Annotated in this window: 15 protein-coding genes; 8 read left to right on the top strand and 7 right to left on the bottom strand. The window is 60.0% G+C overall.

Features of this window, described 5'->3' with window-relative positions:
• Positions 1-190 precede the first annotated feature (190 nt).
• From ACV8MC_RS26175 to ACV8MC_RS26165, 3 genes are all read left to right on the top strand, one after another.
• Positions 191-1,312 (top strand): beta-ketoacyl-ACP synthase III, encoded by a 1,122-nt coding sequence (locus ACV8MC_RS26175; protein ID WP_457264048.1) that lies wholly within the window; start codon positions 191-193, stop codon positions 1,310-1,312.
• 135 nt (positions 1,313-1,447) lie between these two features.
• Positions 1,448-2,059 (top strand): RNA polymerase sigma factor, encoded by a 612-nt coding sequence (locus ACV8MC_RS26170; protein WP_041478829.1) that lies wholly within the window; start codon positions 1,448-1,450, stop codon positions 2,057-2,059.
• Entirely contained in the window at positions 2,053-2,292 is a 240-nt protein-coding gene (locus ACV8MC_RS26165; protein ID WP_056783624.1) for an anti-sigma factor family protein, read from the top strand. Before ACV8MC_RS26170 ends, ACV8MC_RS26165 begins: the two co-directional genes overlap by 7 nt.
• Before the next feature lie 176 nt (positions 2,293-2,468).
• Here ACV8MC_RS26165 and ACV8MC_RS26160 read toward each other — a convergent pair whose 3' ends face one another.
• A complete protein-coding gene (locus ACV8MC_RS26160; RefSeq protein ID WP_457264046.1) occupies positions 2,469-3,788 on the bottom strand; it encodes a putative porin in 1,320 nt (439 codons plus the stop codon).
• A gap of 280 nt (positions 3,789-4,068) precedes the next feature.
• Here ACV8MC_RS26160 and ACV8MC_RS26155 point away from each other — a divergent pair, with 280 nt between their 5' ends.
• A complete protein-coding gene (locus ACV8MC_RS26155) occupies positions 4,069-5,193 on the top strand; it encodes a GNAT family N-acetyltransferase (RefSeq protein ID WP_056783630.1) in 1,125 nt (374 codons plus the stop codon).
• 125 nt (positions 5,194-5,318) lie between these two features.
• Here ACV8MC_RS26155 and ACV8MC_RS26150 read toward each other — a convergent pair whose 3' ends face one another.
• The 4 genes from ACV8MC_RS26150 to ACV8MC_RS26135 form a co-directional block, all read right to left on the bottom strand.
• Entirely contained in the window at positions 5,319-7,151 is a 1,833-nt protein-coding gene (locus ACV8MC_RS26150) for an ABC transporter ATP-binding protein (RefSeq protein WP_426783210.1), read from the bottom strand.
• 88 nt (positions 7,152-7,239) lie between these two features.
• On the bottom strand, positions 7,240-7,803 hold the full coding sequence (locus ACV8MC_RS26145; RefSeq protein WP_252868970.1) for a peptidylprolyl isomerase: 564 nt from the start codon (positions 7,801-7,803) through the stop codon (positions 7,240-7,242).
• Positions 7,804-7,806: 3 nt separating this feature from the next.
• The gene (locus ACV8MC_RS26140) at positions 7,807-8,610 is read right to left on the bottom strand and encodes an alpha/beta fold hydrolase (protein ID WP_252885531.1); all 804 of its coding nucleotides are present in this window, start codon (positions 8,608-8,610) and stop codon (positions 7,807-7,809) included.
• A gap of 14 nt (positions 8,611-8,624) precedes the next feature.
• Positions 8,625-9,548 carry a LysR family transcriptional regulator gene (locus ACV8MC_RS26135; protein ID WP_016771199.1) on the bottom strand — a complete coding sequence of 308 codons (924 nt, stop codon included), beginning with the start codon at positions 9,546-9,548 and terminating at the stop codon, positions 8,625-8,627.
• Positions 9,549-9,597: 49 nt separating this feature from the next.
• Here ACV8MC_RS26135 and ACV8MC_RS26130 point away from each other — a divergent pair, with 49 nt between their 5' ends.
• The 3 genes from ACV8MC_RS26130 (at position 9,598) to ACV8MC_RS26120 (ending at position 12,220) form a co-directional block, all read left to right on the top strand.
• The gene (locus ACV8MC_RS26130) at positions 9,598-9,912 is read left to right on the top strand and encodes a hypothetical protein (protein WP_016771198.1); all 315 of its coding nucleotides are present in this window, start codon (positions 9,598-9,600) and stop codon (positions 9,910-9,912) included.
• 231 nt (positions 9,913-10,143) lie between these two features.
• Positions 10,144-10,743, top strand: a complete 600-nt coding sequence (locus ACV8MC_RS26125; RefSeq protein ID WP_041478822.1) for an FMN-dependent NADH-azoreductase — start codon at positions 10,144-10,146, stop codon at positions 10,741-10,743.
• A 619-nt stretch (positions 10,744-11,362) separates the two neighbouring features.
• Entirely contained in the window at positions 11,363-12,220 is an 858-nt protein-coding gene (locus ACV8MC_RS26120) for a carboxylate/amino acid/amine transporter (RefSeq protein ID WP_122882071.1), read from the top strand.
• A gap of 90 nt (positions 12,221-12,310) precedes the next feature.
• On the opposite strand, the gene ACV8MC_RS26115 is transcribed toward ACV8MC_RS26120, so the two are convergent.
• The gene (locus ACV8MC_RS26115; RefSeq protein WP_056783642.1) at positions 12,311-13,609 is read right to left on the bottom strand and encodes a mechanosensitive ion channel family protein; all 1,299 of its coding nucleotides are present in this window, start codon (positions 13,607-13,609) and stop codon (positions 12,311-12,313) included.
• Positions 13,610-13,800: 191 nt separating this feature from the next.
• On the opposite strand from ACV8MC_RS26115, the gene ACV8MC_RS26110 reads away from it, so the two are divergent.
• Positions 13,801-15,141 (top strand): DEAD/DEAH box helicase, encoded by a 1,341-nt coding sequence (locus tag ACV8MC_RS26110; RefSeq protein WP_024012040.1) that lies wholly within the window; start codon positions 13,801-13,803, stop codon positions 15,139-15,141.
• A gap of 51 nt (positions 15,142-15,192) precedes the next feature.
• Here ACV8MC_RS26110 and ACV8MC_RS26105 read toward each other — a convergent pair whose 3' ends face one another.
• Complete coding sequence (locus ACV8MC_RS26105; RefSeq protein ID WP_039761007.1) at positions 15,193-15,468, bottom strand: hypothetical protein; 276 nt, start codon at positions 15,466-15,468, stop codon at positions 15,193-15,195.
• Positions 15,469-15,479 lie beyond the last annotated feature (11 nt).

Genomic DNA, 15,479 nt, shown 5'->3' with positions numbered 1-15,479 from the left:
GCGCCAAAACCTCGGGTTTATGGCAAACTTCGCCACCATAACCCGCCGTTTCGCGACCCAGAGCCTTCGGCCGTGTCGCGCTGCGGAATAAAACGATGCCAGGTTTGCGTCCCCCGGATGGGAATAGACCCTTTGCGTGTTGGTACGACGGTTCCAGCACTTTCTGCCTGAACAGATTAGAGAAACGACCATGCATAATGTCGTCATCAGCGGCACCGGCCTGTACACACCGGCCAACAGCATCTCCAACGAAGAGCTGGTGCAGTCTTTCAATACCTACGTCGCCCAGTTCAACGCCGATAACGCCGAGGCCATTGCCAGCGGTGAAGTCCAGGCCCTGACTGAATCCAGCGCTGCGTTCATCGAAAAAGCCTCTGGCATCAAGAGCCGCTTTGTCATGGACAAGGACGGCATCCTCGATCCGCAACGCATGGCCCCGCGCTTGCCCGAGCGCTCCAACGACGAATGGTCGGTGCTCTGCCAGATGGCCGTCGGCGCGGCTGAACAAGCCCTGCAACGAGCCGGCAAAACCGCAGCCGACATCGACGGCGTTATCGTTGCTTGTTCGAACCTGCAACGCGCTTATCCGGCCATCGCCATCGAAGTCCAGGAAGCGCTGGGTATTCAGGGTTTCGGTTTCGACATGAACGTGGCGTGTTCTTCGGCCACCTTCGGCATCCAGGCCGCCGCCAACAGCGTGCAACTGGGCCAGGCGCGGGCGATCCTGATGGTCAACCCGGAGGTCTGCACCGGGCACCTGAACTTCCGTGATCGCGACAGCCATTTCATCTTCGGCGATGCCGCGACTGCGGTGATCATCGAGCGCGCGGATCTGGCGACCTCCCCGTACCAGTTCGACGTGGTCAGCACCAAATTGCTGACCAAGTTCTCCAACAACATCCGCAACAACTTCGGCTTCCTCAACCGCGCGGCAGAAGAGGGCATCGGTTCCCGCGACAAGCTGTTCGTGCAGGAAGGCCGCAAGGTGTTCAAGGATGTCTGCCCGATGGTCGCCGAGCTGATTGGCGAGCACCTGGAAGAGAACCAGCTCAACGTTGGCGACGTGAAGCGTTTCTGGCTGCACCAGGCCAACCTGAGTATGAACCACTTGATCGTGCGCAAGCTGCTCGGCCGCGAAGCTACCGAAGAAGAAGCTCCGGTAATTCTCGACAGCTACGCCAACACCAGCTCGGCCGGTTCTGTCATTGCTTTCCATAAATATCAGGATGATCTGGCCTCGGGTTCGCTGGCAGTGCTCAGCTCCTTCGGAGCCGGTTACTCGATTGGCAGTGTGTTGCTGCGCAAGCGCTGAAACAGGTTAATTTCCCCTTAATCGCGTCGATCTTTCCTACATCCGAAGCGATTGAAACGCTGTAATTTTTCGGACGTCGCGGCAGGTGCACACCAGCCGCGTTCATTTTCGAAGTCCGGACAAGGGGATTGATGGATGGCGGCTGACGACACCCAACTGCTCACGCGCCTGCTGGCGGGGGAGCAAAAGGCTTTCAAGGAATTGGTCACCACGTATCAGAGCGCCATGCGCGCTGTGGCTTACGCGATTGTCGGCCAGCGTCATGTCGAGGAAGTGGTGCAGGATGCCTGGCTGTCGGTGGTGCGTCATCTGGCCAGCTTCGAAGGCCGTTCCAGCCTCAAGACCTGGTTGCTGACCATCACCGCCAATTCGGCCAAGAGTCGCTACAAGCTCAATCGCCGGGAGGTCCTGCTCGACGACCTGCCATCGCCCCACGGCACCATCGGTGACGATCGCTTCTCTTCCAGCGATGGCCACTGGCTGGTCGCGCCGTTCGCCTGGCACCAGGACACCCCCGAAGCGCTACTCACCGAAAACGAACTGCGCGAATGCCTCGAACACACTTTGCTGAGTCTGTCCGAGTTGCAGAGCAGTGTCCTGCTGTTGCGCGAACGCCAGGGCCTGGAGCTGGAAGAGATCTGTAATCTTCTGGAGATTTCGCTCTCCAATGTCCGCGTGCTGCTGCATCGGGCACGTTTGAAGGTCTTTGCGACCGTGGAACATTTTGAGGAGACAGGAGAATGTTGACCTGCAAGGAGCAAGTGGCACGATCCAGCGATTATCTCGACGGCCAACTGAGCTTTCGCGAGACGCTGATGGTGCGTCATCACCTGTTGTTCTGCCCCAACTGCCGGCGTTTCATGCGGCAGATGCGCGTGATGCAGGCAACCCTGAAGGCGCTGCCGGACAAACCGGACGAGAACGTCGATGCCTTGGCCGAACGCCTGGCCGAGCAACGACGAAAAGACAACCCCCTGTAGGAGCTGTCGAGTGAAACGAGGCTGCGATCTTTTGATCTTGTTTTCAGGATCAAGATCAAAAGATCGCAGCCTTCGGCAGCTCCTACAGGGGTTTTTGCATCCTGCAGAAATAACCCGGTGCGGGTGAAACGAACGGATGATGGGGATCGTCCCGCCCGCACCGGGCTATCACTTTTTTAGAACTTCGCTTCAGCATCCAGCTGCAGGGTGTTGGCATCTGCATCGCGCTGGCTGCGGCTGGCGAAGTCGGCCTTGGTCAGGAAGTACGTGGCGCCGACGGCGAAGTTCTTGTCGATGTCGTAACCGACCTTGAACTTGTGCCCGCGCGAACCGGTGGTGCCGTTGGCGAAGTCGGAGTCGGTGAAGGCGCCGACCACGGCGTTGCGCTGCACGTCGCGATAGTTGTAGTCGAGGTTGAAGCCGAAGACTTTCGACTTCGCGCCGAGCAACCATGCGGTGTCCTGATCGGTCACGGCATCGTTGTTCTTCACGTACTGGCCGTAGAACGACAGTGGCATTGGCAGGCCGCCGATGTCGATCTGGCTGAACCCTTCGTACAGACGGAATTCGTTGTTCGCCGAGTTGCCGTTGACCGCCAGCGCGCATGGCGTCGAGGTCCCGGTGCAGCGGCTGTCTTCGTCGTTCTGGTAGGCGTAGACACTGCCGCCGACGGTCATTTTCAGGTTGTCGGTGATGTTGAAGCGGCTGCCCAACTGGCCAGCGGTCAGACGCAGGTCGTGGCGGAATTGCACGCCGTCGCCGTCAACGTTGTCCTTGAGGTTGTAGTTACCCAGGCTGCCGAACAGTTCGGCGCTGCCCAGTGGATACTTGTAGGTAACGGCCAGACCTTCCGGGTTGATATCGCTGTCCCAGATCACGTCGCCCATGCTCACCCACGGTTGCAGCATCTTGCCGCCGATCACGTGCAGGTTCTTGATCTGATCAGGGTGATAGTCGATGTAGCCGAGGTCGAGCCAGATCTGCTTCTTGTCGAAGTAGTTGTCCTGATCCTGGTTGGTCGAACGCGCGTCGTCACCGCCGCCAGTGGCGATGCGGATACCGGTGTCGACTTGCGGGTTGATCTCGGTGTAGGCGCCCAGACGCGCACGGATGCGCTGGCGATCCTTGTCGCGGCCGCCGTTGTTCGGCTCGCCGTCGATCTTGATGGTTTCCTGACGAATACGTACGTCGCCCTTGAACTGGGTCTTCGCCGCCCAAGCCAGTTTCTGGTCGAACAGGCTCTGTTCGTTGGTCTTCTTCGCGACCGCCGCCACTTGTTCGTTGGTTTCCTGCTGCGCCTGTTGGGCGATTTGCTGAGCCTTCTGATCCTTGGCCAGTTCTGTTTGCAGCTCGATGTACTGCGCCTGGGAAATCGACCCGTTGGCCTTGAGCATGTCGAGCAGTTTGGCGTCGACTGCAGCACTGGCCGGAACGCTCATGGCCAGCAACAAGCCGCCGCACAGGGCCGCTGCAGTTTTCGTGGAAGCAAGACGCATAGCAATCTCCGAAGATGAAGGGGATGGCTGAACCATCCTGGGCACAACCGGCTGAAGGCCGGAAAACTGTGTCCGGGTTAGAACCCGGCGCTCTAAAAACAGGCGCCAGTATCGCGATGGTTTATGACAGAGCGGTGGCACAGTGATGGCAGGTTGATGACGCTGCGTATCAGGCGTGAACTATCGAGTTAGAGCGCTGTCGGCCGATTGAGCGTGTGCAACGGGGTCGCGATCAGCGATACTCGCCGGGCTTTGTCGCCAAGCTGTGGAGTGCCAGTGAATGCCGTTGCAACGCCTGCAAGACCTGTCAGAAATCGCCCCGGCAAGCTGGGATGCGCTGGTGCCGGACAACCAGCCGTTCCTGCGCCACGCCTTTCTCAGTGCGCTGGAAGACAGCGGCAGTGTCGGCCCGCATTCGGGCTGGCAGCCCGAACATTTACTGCACATCGAAGATGATCGACTGATCGCCGCACTGCCCAGTTATCGCAAGTGGCATTCCTACGGCGAGTACGTCTTCGATCACGGCTGGGCCGATGCCTGCGCGCGTGCCGGCATCGATTATTACCCCAAACTCCTGACTGCTGTGCCCTTCAGCCCGGTCAGCGGTCCGCGCTTGCTGGCGGCGAAGGTCGAGGACGGTTTCGAACTGCTGAAAAGCCTGCCGGGCTATCTGCAGATCGAAGAACTGTCCAGCGCGCACATCAATTTCACTGATCCGTTTACCGATGCGGCGATGGCCGAGCAGCCGGGCTGGCTGCAGCGCATCGGCTGTCAATATCACTGGCAGAACCGTGGTTACCGCGACTTTCAGGATTTTCTCGACGCCCTCAGTTCGCGCAAGCGCAAGCAGATGCGCAAGGAACGCGAGCAGGTGGCGGGGCAGGGCTTCGAGTTCGAGTGGCTGGAGGGGCGAGAGCTGGGCGAGGCGCAGTGGGATTTCGTGTACGCCTGCTATGCCAACACTTATGCGGTGCGGCGTCAGGCGCCGTACCTGACGCGCGAGTTCTTCAGCCTGCTGGCCGAACGTATGCCCGAAGCGATTCGCGTGGTCTTGGCCAAACAGGGCTCCCGGCCGGTGGCGATGGCGTTCAGCCTGGTCGGTGGCGACAGTTTCTACGGGCGTTATTGGGGCTGCCTGGCCGAGTTTGATCGGCTGCATTTCGAGACGTGTTTTTATCAGGGCATGGATTACGCGATTGCCCATGGCATCCAGCGTTTCGATGCCGGGGCGCAGGGCGAGCACAAGTTGATTCGCGGCTTCGAACCGGTAATCACCCATTCCTGGCATTACCTGCGCCATCCGGGGTTGAAAGCAGCGGTGAAGGATTTCCTCCAGCAAGAGCGCGCTGGGGTTTTGGCGTATGCCGAAGAGGCCCGGACAGCGTTGCCCTATCGCCAAACCTAGTTCCAGATCCCCTGTGGGAGCGAGCCTGCTCGCGAAAGCGTCGGGTCAGTTGACGGATTTGTCGCTGATCCATCGCATTCGCGAGCAGGCTCGCTCCCACAGTTTTTTCACCGCACCGCCAGGCATCAATCGATACCGACAAACCCTCCGGTCTGGTGCGCCCACAAGCGCGCATACAAGCCGCGATGGGCGAGCAGTTCGGCGTGGGTGCCGCTCTCGGCGATCTTGCCGTTTTCCAGCACCACGAGGCGATCCATGCGCGCGATGGTTGAGAGACGGTGGGCGATGGCGATCACGGTTTTGCCCTGCATCAAGGTCTCGAGGCTTTCCTGAATCGCTGCTTCGACTTCCGAATCCAGTGCTGAGGTGGCTTCGTCCATGATCAGGATCGGCGCGTCCTTGAGCAGTACCCGCGCAATCGCGATGCGCTGGCGCTGACCGCCCGACAGTTTCACCCCGCGCTCGCCGACATGCGCGTCGAAACCGCTGCGGCCTTCAGCGTCGGATAGCAGTGGAATGAACTCATCGGCGCGAGCCTTGTGCACCGCCTCCCACAGTTCGGCGTCGGTGGCGTCGGGTTTGCCGTAAAGCAAGTTGTCGCGGATCGAGCGGTGCAACAGCGAGGTGTCCTGAGTGATCATGCCGATCCGCGCACGCAGGCTTTCCTGGCCGACTTCGGCAATGTTCTGCCCATCGATCAGGATGCGCCCGCCCTCGACGTCGTACAGGCGCAGCAACAGGTTGACCAGGGTCGATTTGCCGGCGCCGGACGGGCCGATCAAGCCGATTTTTTCCCCCGGTTTTATCGTCAGATTGAGGTCGCCGATGATGCCTTTCTTCTTGCCGTAGTGAAAATCCACGTGCTCGAAACGCACTTCGCCCGAGGCCACGGCCAGCGGTTTGGCCTGCTCGCGGTCGGTGACGCTGACCGGTTGCGAAATGGTGCGCAGACCGTCCTGGACCATGCCGATGTTTTCGAAAATGCCGGTGACCACCCACATGATCCAGCCGGACATGTTGACGATGCGAATCACCAGGCCGGTGGCCAGGGCAATCGCGCCGACGGTGATCAGCGACTGCGTCCACAGCCACAATGCCAGCGCCGTGGTGCCGACGATCAGCAGGCCGTTCATGGTGGTAATCGCCACGTCCATGCTGGTCACCACGCGACCGGCCATCTGCGCTTTGACGGTCTGTTCCTCGATCGCTTCCTTGGCGTAGTGCTGTTCGAAGTTGGTGTGGGCGAACAGTTTCAGCGTGGCGATGTTGGTGTAGCCGTCGACGATACGGCCCATCAATTTCGAGCGCGCGTCAGAGGCTTCCACCGAACGCTCTTTCACGCGCGGCACGAAGTAATACAGCGCGCCGATGTAGGCGACGATCCAGGTCAGCAACGGGATCATCAGGCGCCAGTCGGCCTCGGCGAACAGCACCAGCGAGCTGATCGCATAGATCACCACGTGCCACAGCGCGTCCACCGCTTGCACGGCGGAATCGCGCAGCGAGTTGCCGGTCTGCATGATGCGCTGGGCGATGCGCCCGGCGAAGTCGTTCTGGAAGAAATTCAGGCTCTGCTTGAGCACGTAACTGTGGTTCTGCCAGCGGATCATGCTGGTCATGCCGGGGCTAAGGGTCTGATGCACCAGCAGGTCGTGCAGAGCAAAGAAGATCGGTCGCAGCACCAGAGCGACCACCAGCATCCAGGTCAATTCGAGGGCGTGGTCGCTGAAGAAATTCGGGTTGGGCGTGCCTTGCGCCAGATCGATGATGCGGCTCAGGTAACTGAACAGCGCAACCTCAATCAATGAGGCAAACAGGCCGATAACAAGCAGGGCAGCGAAACTCGGCCAGACCTGCTTCAGGTAATAGACGTAGAAGGGCCAGACGCGGTCCGGCGGGGACGCCGTCGGGGCGTCGCGGAAGATATCGATCAGTTGTTCGAAACGGCGATAGAGCATCAGATAACCGCCCGGAATCCGGGCTCTCCTTTTATCAGTGCGAGCGGCGCAGGCTCAGCCCGGCGCCGCTCGATATGCCCGGCGAAACTCAGTCGATGCGCTTGGCCGACTTGATGATCACAGGGTCGACAGGCACGTTTTGCATGCCGCTTTTGGTGGTGGTCTGCGAGTTGACGATGACGTCTACGACATCCATGCCCTTGACCACTTTGGCGAACACCGCGTAACCGGCGTCACGGCCCGGATCGAGGAACGCATTGTCGGCAACGTTGATAAAGAACTGGCTGGTCGCCGAGTCAGGAATGGAAGTACGCGCCATCGACAGGGTGCCACGAACGTTGTGCAGGCCATTGCTGGCTTCGTTCTTGATCGGCGCCTTGGTTTCTTTCTGTTGCATCTGCTGGGTGAAGCCGCCGCCCTGAGCCATGAAGCCCGGGATCACGCGGTGGAAAATGGTGTTGTTGTAGAAACCGCTGTCGACGTATTCAAGGAAGTTCTTCGTGCTGATCGGTGCCTTGACCGGGTCCAGTTCGATTTCGATCTGGCCGTTGGTGGTGTCCAGCAGCACGTGGGGCGCCTTGGCCGGGGTAGCAGCCATCAGGTTGGCGGCAAACAGTACGGAGCCGGCGGCGAGGGCGAGTTTTTTCAGCATGGGTCAGTGATCCTGAGAGTGAAGGTCGGCTGTGGCGAGAAAATCCAGCAGCGTGTGATTGAAGCGTTCGGGTTGATCGAGCGGGGTGGCATGGCGCGAGTCGTCAATGACCACCAGCCGCGCATCCGGCAGCAGTTTTACATAGGTTTCTTTTAACGCCACCGGTGTGTAATCACGGTCGGCGCTGATGACGAGCGTTGGACAGGACACCCGGGAAAGTCGTTCCTGAACGCCCCAGCCCACGATCGCATCGAAGCTGGCGAGATAAGCACGTTTGTCGTTTTTTGCCCAGCGTTCGGCCATTTTCCGTCGCAGATCGGCCTGTTCCGGCTTGGGGAAAAGTTTGCTGCCGAGGGCTTTGCCGATGGTTTCCAGGCTGAGCAGGCGCATCAGGCTCCAGCGTTTGAACCACTGCCAGTAGTCGTCGCGGGTGCGCAATTTGACTTGTGGCGCGCTGTTGACGATGGTCAGGCTCTTGAGCACCTGCGGCTGATCGACGGCCAGCTGAAAACCGATCATCCCGCCCATCGACAGCCCGACGTAGTGCACCGGGCCGAGGCGCAGGTGCTCGATCAAGGCCAGCAGGTCGGCGCTGAACCCGGCAATGCTGTAGCGCTCGCGGGGTTTGTCCGAGCGCCCGTGGCCGCGAATGTCCGGGACGATCACCCGGTAGTGCGCGGCCAGCGCCGGGATCTGCATTTCCCAGTCCAGGGTGCTCGAGCCGAGCCCGTGAACCAGCAGCAACGGCGCACCGTGGCCATATTCCTCGTAGTGCAGGTTGCAACCTTCGTGCTCGAAATACGCCATCGGTGAACTCCGTGTCAGGCTTGTTCAGGTGCGGCAAACGGTGCGTCCAGCGGCAAGGTGTCGAAGGTGCGCAGCAGTTCGATGAGGATCTGCGTGGCCGGGCCCAGGGGTTTGTCCTTGTTCGAATACAGATAGAAGCTCGAATTGCGGCTGCCGCCTCGATCCAACGGTAGCAGCTTGAGCGAACCATCCTTCAATTCGCGGTCGATCATGTGTCGCGGTAGCCAGGCAAAACCCAGGCCGCTGCTGACAAAGGTCGCGGCGGTGGCAAGGCTGCCGACGGTCCAGCGCTGCTCGGCGCCGAGCCAGCCGACATCACGCGGCTGTTGGCGCCCGGAGTCGCGGATCACCACTTGCATCTGGGTTTCCAGATCCTGAAAGCTCAGCTCGCGGTTGAGCCGATGCAGCGGGTGATCAGGATGGGCAACGGCGACGAACTCGACATCGCTCAACTCCGCACCCAGGTAGCCCGGAATGCTCAGGCCGGTGATCGCCAGGTCCGCCACGCCTTCGAGCAGCACTTCCTCAACGCCCGACAATACTTCTTCGCGCAGACGAACGCGGCAGCCGCGACTCTGCGGCATGAACGCGGTCAGCGCGCGGACGATCCGCGCGCTCGGGTAGGCGGCGTCGACCACCAGCCGCACTTCCGCTTCCCAGCCTTGCTCCATGTGATGGGCGAGGTCTTCGAGTTGGCTGGCCTGTTTGACCAATTGCCGCGAACGGCGCAACAACACGCCGCCGGCCTCGGTGAGCACAGCTTTGCGCCCGTCGATGCGCAGCAACGGCACGCCGAGCTGATCCTGCATGCGGGCGACGGTGTAGCTCACCGACGATTGCGAACGGTGCAGGGCCTCGGCGGCCTGGGCGAATCCGCCGTGGTCGACCACGGCCTGCAACGTTCGCCATTGATCAAGGGTCACGCGGGGCGCTTTCATCAATAGCTCCTCTTGTCCTAAGCTGGCCGTCCCTCATGGAGACTGCCGAATGAAAAAATTCTGTTGTGTGGTGCTGGCGCTGCTGCCGTTGACCGCGTTTGCCTATCCGATCGATGTGCAAAAGGATCTCAACGGCATGAAGATCGACTACGAGACTTACGACACGGACAACGACATCGGCTCGATCCGCGTGGCCAACTACGGTGATGTCGACGCGACCTGCCGTGCGGTGTTCAGCAACGGCCCGGAAGCACCGCGCACGCGCAGCATCGACGTGCCGGCGGGCAAGCATAAAAACGCCACGGCCAAGTTCACCCGCGAGATCATCAAGCTGCGCATCAAACTGACCTGCACCCCGAAATAACGCTATTACCCTGTGGGAGCGAGCCTGCTGGCGAAGACGGAGTGTCATCCAGAGATGATGTGACTGACATTCCGCTTTCGCGAGCAGGCTCGCTCCCACGGGGATATGGGTTTAGCTTATAAACGAATTTATCGATGGATTACAGCGGATATTTGCGCTTTTTCATCGATTCGACTCTGTTTAACCTTCACTCCATCGACTTACAACATTCTCGGATGGAGGCTACACACCATGTCCCGCGTTCTGATCATCGAAAGCAGTGCCCGCCAGCAAGACTCGGTTTCCCGTCAACTGACCCAGACCTTCATCGCTCAGTGGAAAGCCGCGCACCCTGCCGATCAGATCACCGTGCGTGACCTCGCCGCGAACCCGGTGCCGCATCTGGACGCCAACTTGCTGGGCGGCTGGATGAAGCCCGCCGAGCAGCGCAACGACAGCGAACAGGCGTCGCTGGATCGCTCCAACCAATTGACTGATGAGCTGCTCGCCGCCGACGTTCTGGTGATGGCTGCACCGATGTACAACTTTGCGATCCCGAGCACGCTCAAGGCCTGGCTTGACCATGTGCTGCGTGCGGGGGTGACCTTCAAGTACACCGAAACCGGCCCGCAAGGTCTGCTCAGCGGCAAGCGCGCCTTTGTTCTGACTGCTCGCGGTGGTGTGTATGCCGGTGGTCCTGCGGATCATCAGGAACCGTACTTGCGGCAGGTGATGGGTTTCATCGGGATCAACGACGTGACCTTTATCCATGCCGAGGGCATGAACCTGGGCGGTGACTTCCAGGAGAAGGGCCTGAATCAGGCCAACGCCAAATTGTCTCAGGTCGCTTGATCGGTTAATCGCCAGATAATCGCTGGATGGTCTAGTGACCTGGCGCAACCCCTTCAAGGTTCCACGCGCATCGAACCTCCCTTTGCACTTTTGCTCCTGAGTGCTGTAGCCCGATTGAACGCTTTAGCGAGATCGGGCTTTTTTTTGTCTGGGTTTTCTTGGCGGCCTTTGGGCCGACCAGGCTCTTGGGGTTTTGGGTGAATATCCGTTACTGCGGTGTTGCGGCTGGCGGTTCCGCTCTTACAGCGGGTCACTTTGGCAAACGCTCCAAAGTAACCAAAGGTCTGTGCCCCAACGTTCGGCCCGCTCGATGGGGCTCGGGGTTCCTTCGCTGCGGGATCGATCCCTCCGCTCAGCCTGCCGACGGGGCGGGTGGATCAAGATCAAGAGCGGTACTCGAGCTTGCGCTCATTGTGTTGAGCGGTGGAGGGCCGGTTTTTGGCTTCTTTGGATTCGATGCGGTATTTCATGTCGGCGTAGCTTGCCCAACCACCTCGGTCAGTCCCCTCTCCCTCCGGGAGAGGGCTAGGGTGAGGGGCTTTTGATTCCGGCGCCGTTTGCTGTTGGAGCCCATCCGAAAAACCGCTATCGTCGCCGCCATTCGATTTTCGAGGCGAGCATGGGCTATCTACTTTTTGTCACGCTGATCCAGGCGTTTTCCTTCAGTCTGATCGGCGAATACCTGGCTGGGCATGTCGACAGTTACTTTGCGGTGCTGGTCCGTGTGGTGTTGGCCGGGCTGGTGTTTATTCCGTTGACGCGCTGGCGTTCGGTGGAGCCGGCGTTCATGCGTGGCATGTTGCTGATCGGCGCGTTGCAGTTCGGGGTGACTTACGTCTGCCTGTACCTGAGCTTCCGCGTGCTGACGGTGCCGGAGGTGTTGCTGTTCACGATTCTCACGCCGCTGCACGTGACGTTGATCGAAGACGCGCTGAACCGTCGCTTCAACCCGTGGGCGTTGATTGCTGCGCTGGTAGCAGTCGGGGGTGCGGCGGTGATTCGCTTCGACAGCATCAGTCCCGACTTCTTCATGGGCTTCCTGCTGCTGCAACTGGCCAACTTCACTTATGCCGCCGGGCAGGTCCTGTACAAGCATCTGGTGGCGAAGCATCCGAGTGACCTGCCGCATTACCGCCGCTTCGGTTATTTCTACCTCGGTGCATTGGCGGTTGTGCTGCCAGCGTTCCTGTTGTTCGGCAAGTCGAACTTTCTACCGGAAGCGCCGCTGCAATGGGCGGTGTTGCTGTTTCTCGGACTGGTTTCGACGGCGCTGGGTCTGTACTGGTGGAACAAGGGCGCGTGCATGGTCAACGGCGGTACCCTGGCGGTGATGAACAACCTGCACGTGCCGGTGGGGTTGCTGTTGAATCTGCTGATCTGGAATCAGCATGAGGAACTGGGGCGGTTGTTCCTTGGCGGGGGTGTGATTCTGGCAGCGGTGTGGATCAGCCGGTTGGGCATTAAACGCACTGCGTAACCCGTGTAGGAGCTGCCGAAGGCTGCGATCTTTTGATCTTGAACATCAGAAGATCGCAGCCTTCGGCAGCTCCTACATGTGATCAGTAAGTTACATCAGGTGTTTTTCCGGCTCCGGAATACTCGCCGAGCCCAACACCGCCGGCAGCAACCCTGCGCGCAAATCCCCACCACTCGGCTGCTGATACAAACTCAGCCCGAACTCCGGCAACACCGCCAGCAGGTAATCGAAAATATCCCCCTGAATCCGCTCGTAATCGGCCCACACCGTGGTGCGGGTGAAGCAGTAGATTTCCAGCGGAATGCCCTGCGCGGTGGTTTGCATCTGCCGGACCATGCAGGTCATGTTCGGCTGAATCTCCGGGTGACTCTTCAGATACGCCAGCGCATAGGCGCGGAAGGTGCCGATATTGGTCATGCGGCGGCGGTTGGCCGACATCGCCGCGACATTGCCCTGGGCCTCATTCCAGGCCTTGAGCTCGGCTTTCTTGCGGCCCATGTAGTCGGTCAGCAGGTGCACCTGCGAAAGCTTTTCTTCCTCGTCGTCGCGGATGAAGCGCACGCCGCTGGCATCGATGAACAGGCTGCGCTTGATCCGCCGACCGCCGGACTGCTGCATGCCGCGCCAGTTCTTGAACGACTCGGACATCAGCCGCCAGGTCGGGATCGAGACGATCGTCTTGTCGAAGTTCTGCACTTTGACCGTGTGCAACGTGATGTCGACCACGTCGCCATCGGCGCCGACTTGTGGCATCTCGATCCAGTCGCCGACCCGCAGCATGTCGTTGCTGGTCAGCTGCACGCTGGCGACGAACGACAGCAGCGTGTCCTTGTAGACCAACAGAATCACCGCCGACATCGCACCCAGGCCCGACAACAGCAACAGCGGCGAGCGGTCGATCAGGGTGGCGACGATGATGATCGCGCCGAACACGTACAAAACCATTTTCGCCAGTTGCACGTAGCCTTTGATCGAGCGTGTACGCGCATGCTCGGTGCGCGCGTAGATGTCGAGCAGGGCGTTGAGCAGGGCGCTGACCGCCAGCAGCAGGAACAGAATGGTGAAGGCCAGCGCGACGTTGCCGAGGAAATTCATCGCGGTTTTGCTCAGCTCCGGCACCAGGTGCAGGCCGAACTGGATCACCAGCGACGGCGTCATCTGCGCCAGTCGTTGAAACACCTTGTTGTGGCGAAAGTCGTTGATCCAGTGCAGCGCCGGTTGGCGGCCGAGCATGCGACTGGCGTGCAGGATCAGGTAACGCGCCACTCGCCCGAGCACCAGCGCGATGACCAGCAGCACCAGCAGCGCCAGTCCCGATTGCAGAAGTGGGTGCTCTTCGAGCGTGCCCCAGAGGCCTTGGGCTTTGAGCCAGAGCTGTTTGATATCCATGAGCGAAACGTTTCTTCTGTAAGACGCGAGGGCCGATTAGAGCATTTAAGCCGCTGTGTATTGCAGCGAGTGACAAATCGGGCAACAAAAAAACCACTGATTGTCGGCGTTTGCACAAAGAAACTCGGCCTGAGCGCTCGAAACCGGTAACCTATGCAGCTGTTTTTTTGCATATCTTCGAGGTAGCACCCGTGTTTTCCCAATTCGCCCTGCACGAACGCCTGCTCAAAGCCGTGGCCGAGCTGAAATTTGTCGAGCCAACGCCAGTGCAAGCCGCGGCCATCCCGCTGGCGCTCCAGGGGCGTGATCTACGGGTGACGGCGCAAACCGGTAGCGGCAAAACCGCCGCTTTCGTCCTGCCGATCCTCAATCGCCTGATCGGCCCGGCGAAGATCCGCGTCAGCATCAAGACGCTGATCCTGCTGCCAACCCGTGAGCTGGCCCAGCAGACTTTGAAGGAAGTCGAACGCTTCTCGCAGTTCACCTTCATCAAGTCCGGCCTGATCACTGGCGGCGAAGACTTCAAAGTCCAGGCCGCCATGCTGCGCAAAGTGCCAGACATCCTCATCGGCACCCCGGGGCGGATGATCGAGCAGCTCAACGCCGGCAACCTCGACCTGAAAGAAGTCGAAGTGCTGGTGCTCGACGAAGCCGACCGCATGCTCGACATGGGTTTCGCCGAAGACGTGCAGCGTCTGGTCGATGAGTGCCCGAACCGTCAGCAGACCATGCTGTTCTCCGCGACCACCGGCGGTTCCGGTCTGCGCGAAATGATCGCCAAGGTCCTGAACAACCCGGAGCACCTGCAGCTCAACGCGGTCAGCCAGCTCAACTCGACGACTCGTCAGCAAATCATCACCGCCGACCACAATCAGCACAAAGAGCAGATTGTGAACTGGCTGCTGGCCAACGAGACCTACCAGAAGGCCATCGTCTTCACCAACACTCGCGCCATGGCCGACCGCATCTACGGCCGCCTCGTGGCCCAGGAATACAAGGCGTTCGTGCTGCACGGCGAGAAAGACCAGAAGGATCGCAAACTGGCGATCGATCGACTGAAACAGGGCGGCGTAAAGATCCTCGTCGCGACTGACGTTGCGGCCCGCGGTCTGGACGTCGACGGTCTGGACCTGGTGATCAACTTCGACATGCCACGCAGCGGCGACGAGTACGTGCACCGCATCGGTCGTACCGGCCGCGCCGGCAACGATGGTCTGGCGATCTCGCTGATCTGCCACGGCGACTGGAACCTGATGTCGAGCATCGAGCGCTACCTGAAGCAAAGCTTCGAGCGCCGCACGATCAAGGAAGTCAAAGGCACCTACGGCGGGCCGAAAAAGGTCAAGGCCTCGGGCAAAGCCGTCGGCGTGAAAAAGAAAAAGACCGACGCCAAGGGCGACAAGAAGAAAACCGCCGCCAAGACGCCGACCAAGCGCAAGAGCGTCAACCGTCCAAAGCCGGATTCTCTGGTGAGCAGCGACGGCATGGCCCCGCTCAAGCGTCGCAAGCCAGCAGAACCTGCGGCTGAGTAAGCTTTAGAACGCGCATAAAAAAACCGGATAATGTCCGGTTTTTTTTCGTCCTCAACTGTCGGCTTTTTTCTCCGCCGATCCCAGTTCCTTCAGACGCTGATCGATCAACTGGCACTTGTCCGGCAGATCGGCGCTGGCCGTGCCCAGATCCATTTTCTGCAACTCGGCGTTAATCTCCTTGGCTTTTTCCGGATTCTGCTCGGTGAGCTTTGAGACTTCCTTGGCCAGTTGTTCGCGTTTGATCGTCGCCTCTTCCGGCGTGCAGGCCCAGACGGGCAGGGCGCAGGCAAGGGTGGCGGCGAGGGACAGCTTGATCAGGGTTTTCATGGGCAGGCCTC

Source organism: Pseudomonas sp. PK-RTE-24 (assembly GCF_054052265.1).
The sequence above is the reverse complement of the archived record's forward strand: the minus strand, read 5'-3'. Positions and strand labels throughout refer to the sequence as shown.

Bases quoted from the DNA above. Each gene is read 5' to 3' on its own strand.
- ACV8MC_RS26140 (WP_252885531.1), bottom strand. From the start codon at position 8,610: ATGGCGTATTTCGAGCACGAAGGTTGCAACCTGCACTACGAGGAATAT.
- ACV8MC_RS26165 (WP_056783624.1), top strand. From the start codon at position 2,053: ATGTTGACCTGCAAGGAGCAAGTGGCACGATCCAGCGATTATCTCGAC.
- ACV8MC_RS26120 (WP_122882071.1), top strand. From the start codon at position 11,363: ATGGGCTATCTACTTTTTGTCACGCTGATCCAGGCGTTTTCCTTCAGT.
- ACV8MC_RS26155 (WP_056783630.1), top strand. From the start codon at position 4,069: ATGCCGTTGCAACGCCTGCAAGACCTGTCAGAAATCGCCCCGGCAAGC.
- ACV8MC_RS26130 (WP_016771198.1), top strand. From the start codon at position 9,598: ATGAAAAAATTCTGTTGTGTGGTGCTGGCGCTGCTGCCGTTGACCGCG.
- ACV8MC_RS26175 (WP_457264048.1), top strand. From the start codon at position 191: ATGCATAATGTCGTCATCAGCGGCACCGGCCTGTACACACCGGCCAAC.
- ACV8MC_RS26125 (WP_041478822.1), top strand. From the start codon at position 10,144: ATGTCCCGCGTTCTGATCATCGAAAGCAGTGCCCGCCAGCAAGACTCG.
- ACV8MC_RS26160 (WP_457264046.1), bottom strand. From the start codon at position 3,788: ATGCGTCTTGCTTCCACGAAAACTGCAGCGGCCCTGTGCGGCGGCTTG.
- ACV8MC_RS26145 (WP_252868970.1), bottom strand. From the start codon at position 7,803: ATGCTGAAAAAACTCGCCCTCGCCGCCGGCTCCGTACTGTTTGCCGCC.
- ACV8MC_RS26150 (WP_426783210.1), bottom strand. From the start codon at position 7,151: ATGCTCTATCGCCGTTTCGAACAACTGATCGATATCTTCCGCGACGCC.
- ACV8MC_RS26135 (WP_016771199.1), bottom strand. From the start codon at position 9,548: ATGAAAGCGCCCCGCGTGACCCTTGATCAATGGCGAACGTTGCAGGCC.
- ACV8MC_RS26115 (WP_056783642.1), bottom strand. From the start codon at position 13,609: ATGGATATCAAACAGCTCTGGCTCAAAGCCCAAGGCCTCTGGGGCACG.
- ACV8MC_RS26105 (WP_039761007.1), bottom strand. From the start codon at position 15,468: ATGAAAACCCTGATCAAGCTGTCCCTCGCCGCCACCCTTGCCTGCGCC.
- ACV8MC_RS26170 (WP_041478829.1), top strand. From the start codon at position 1,448: ATGGCGGCTGACGACACCCAACTGCTCACGCGCCTGCTGGCGGGGGAG.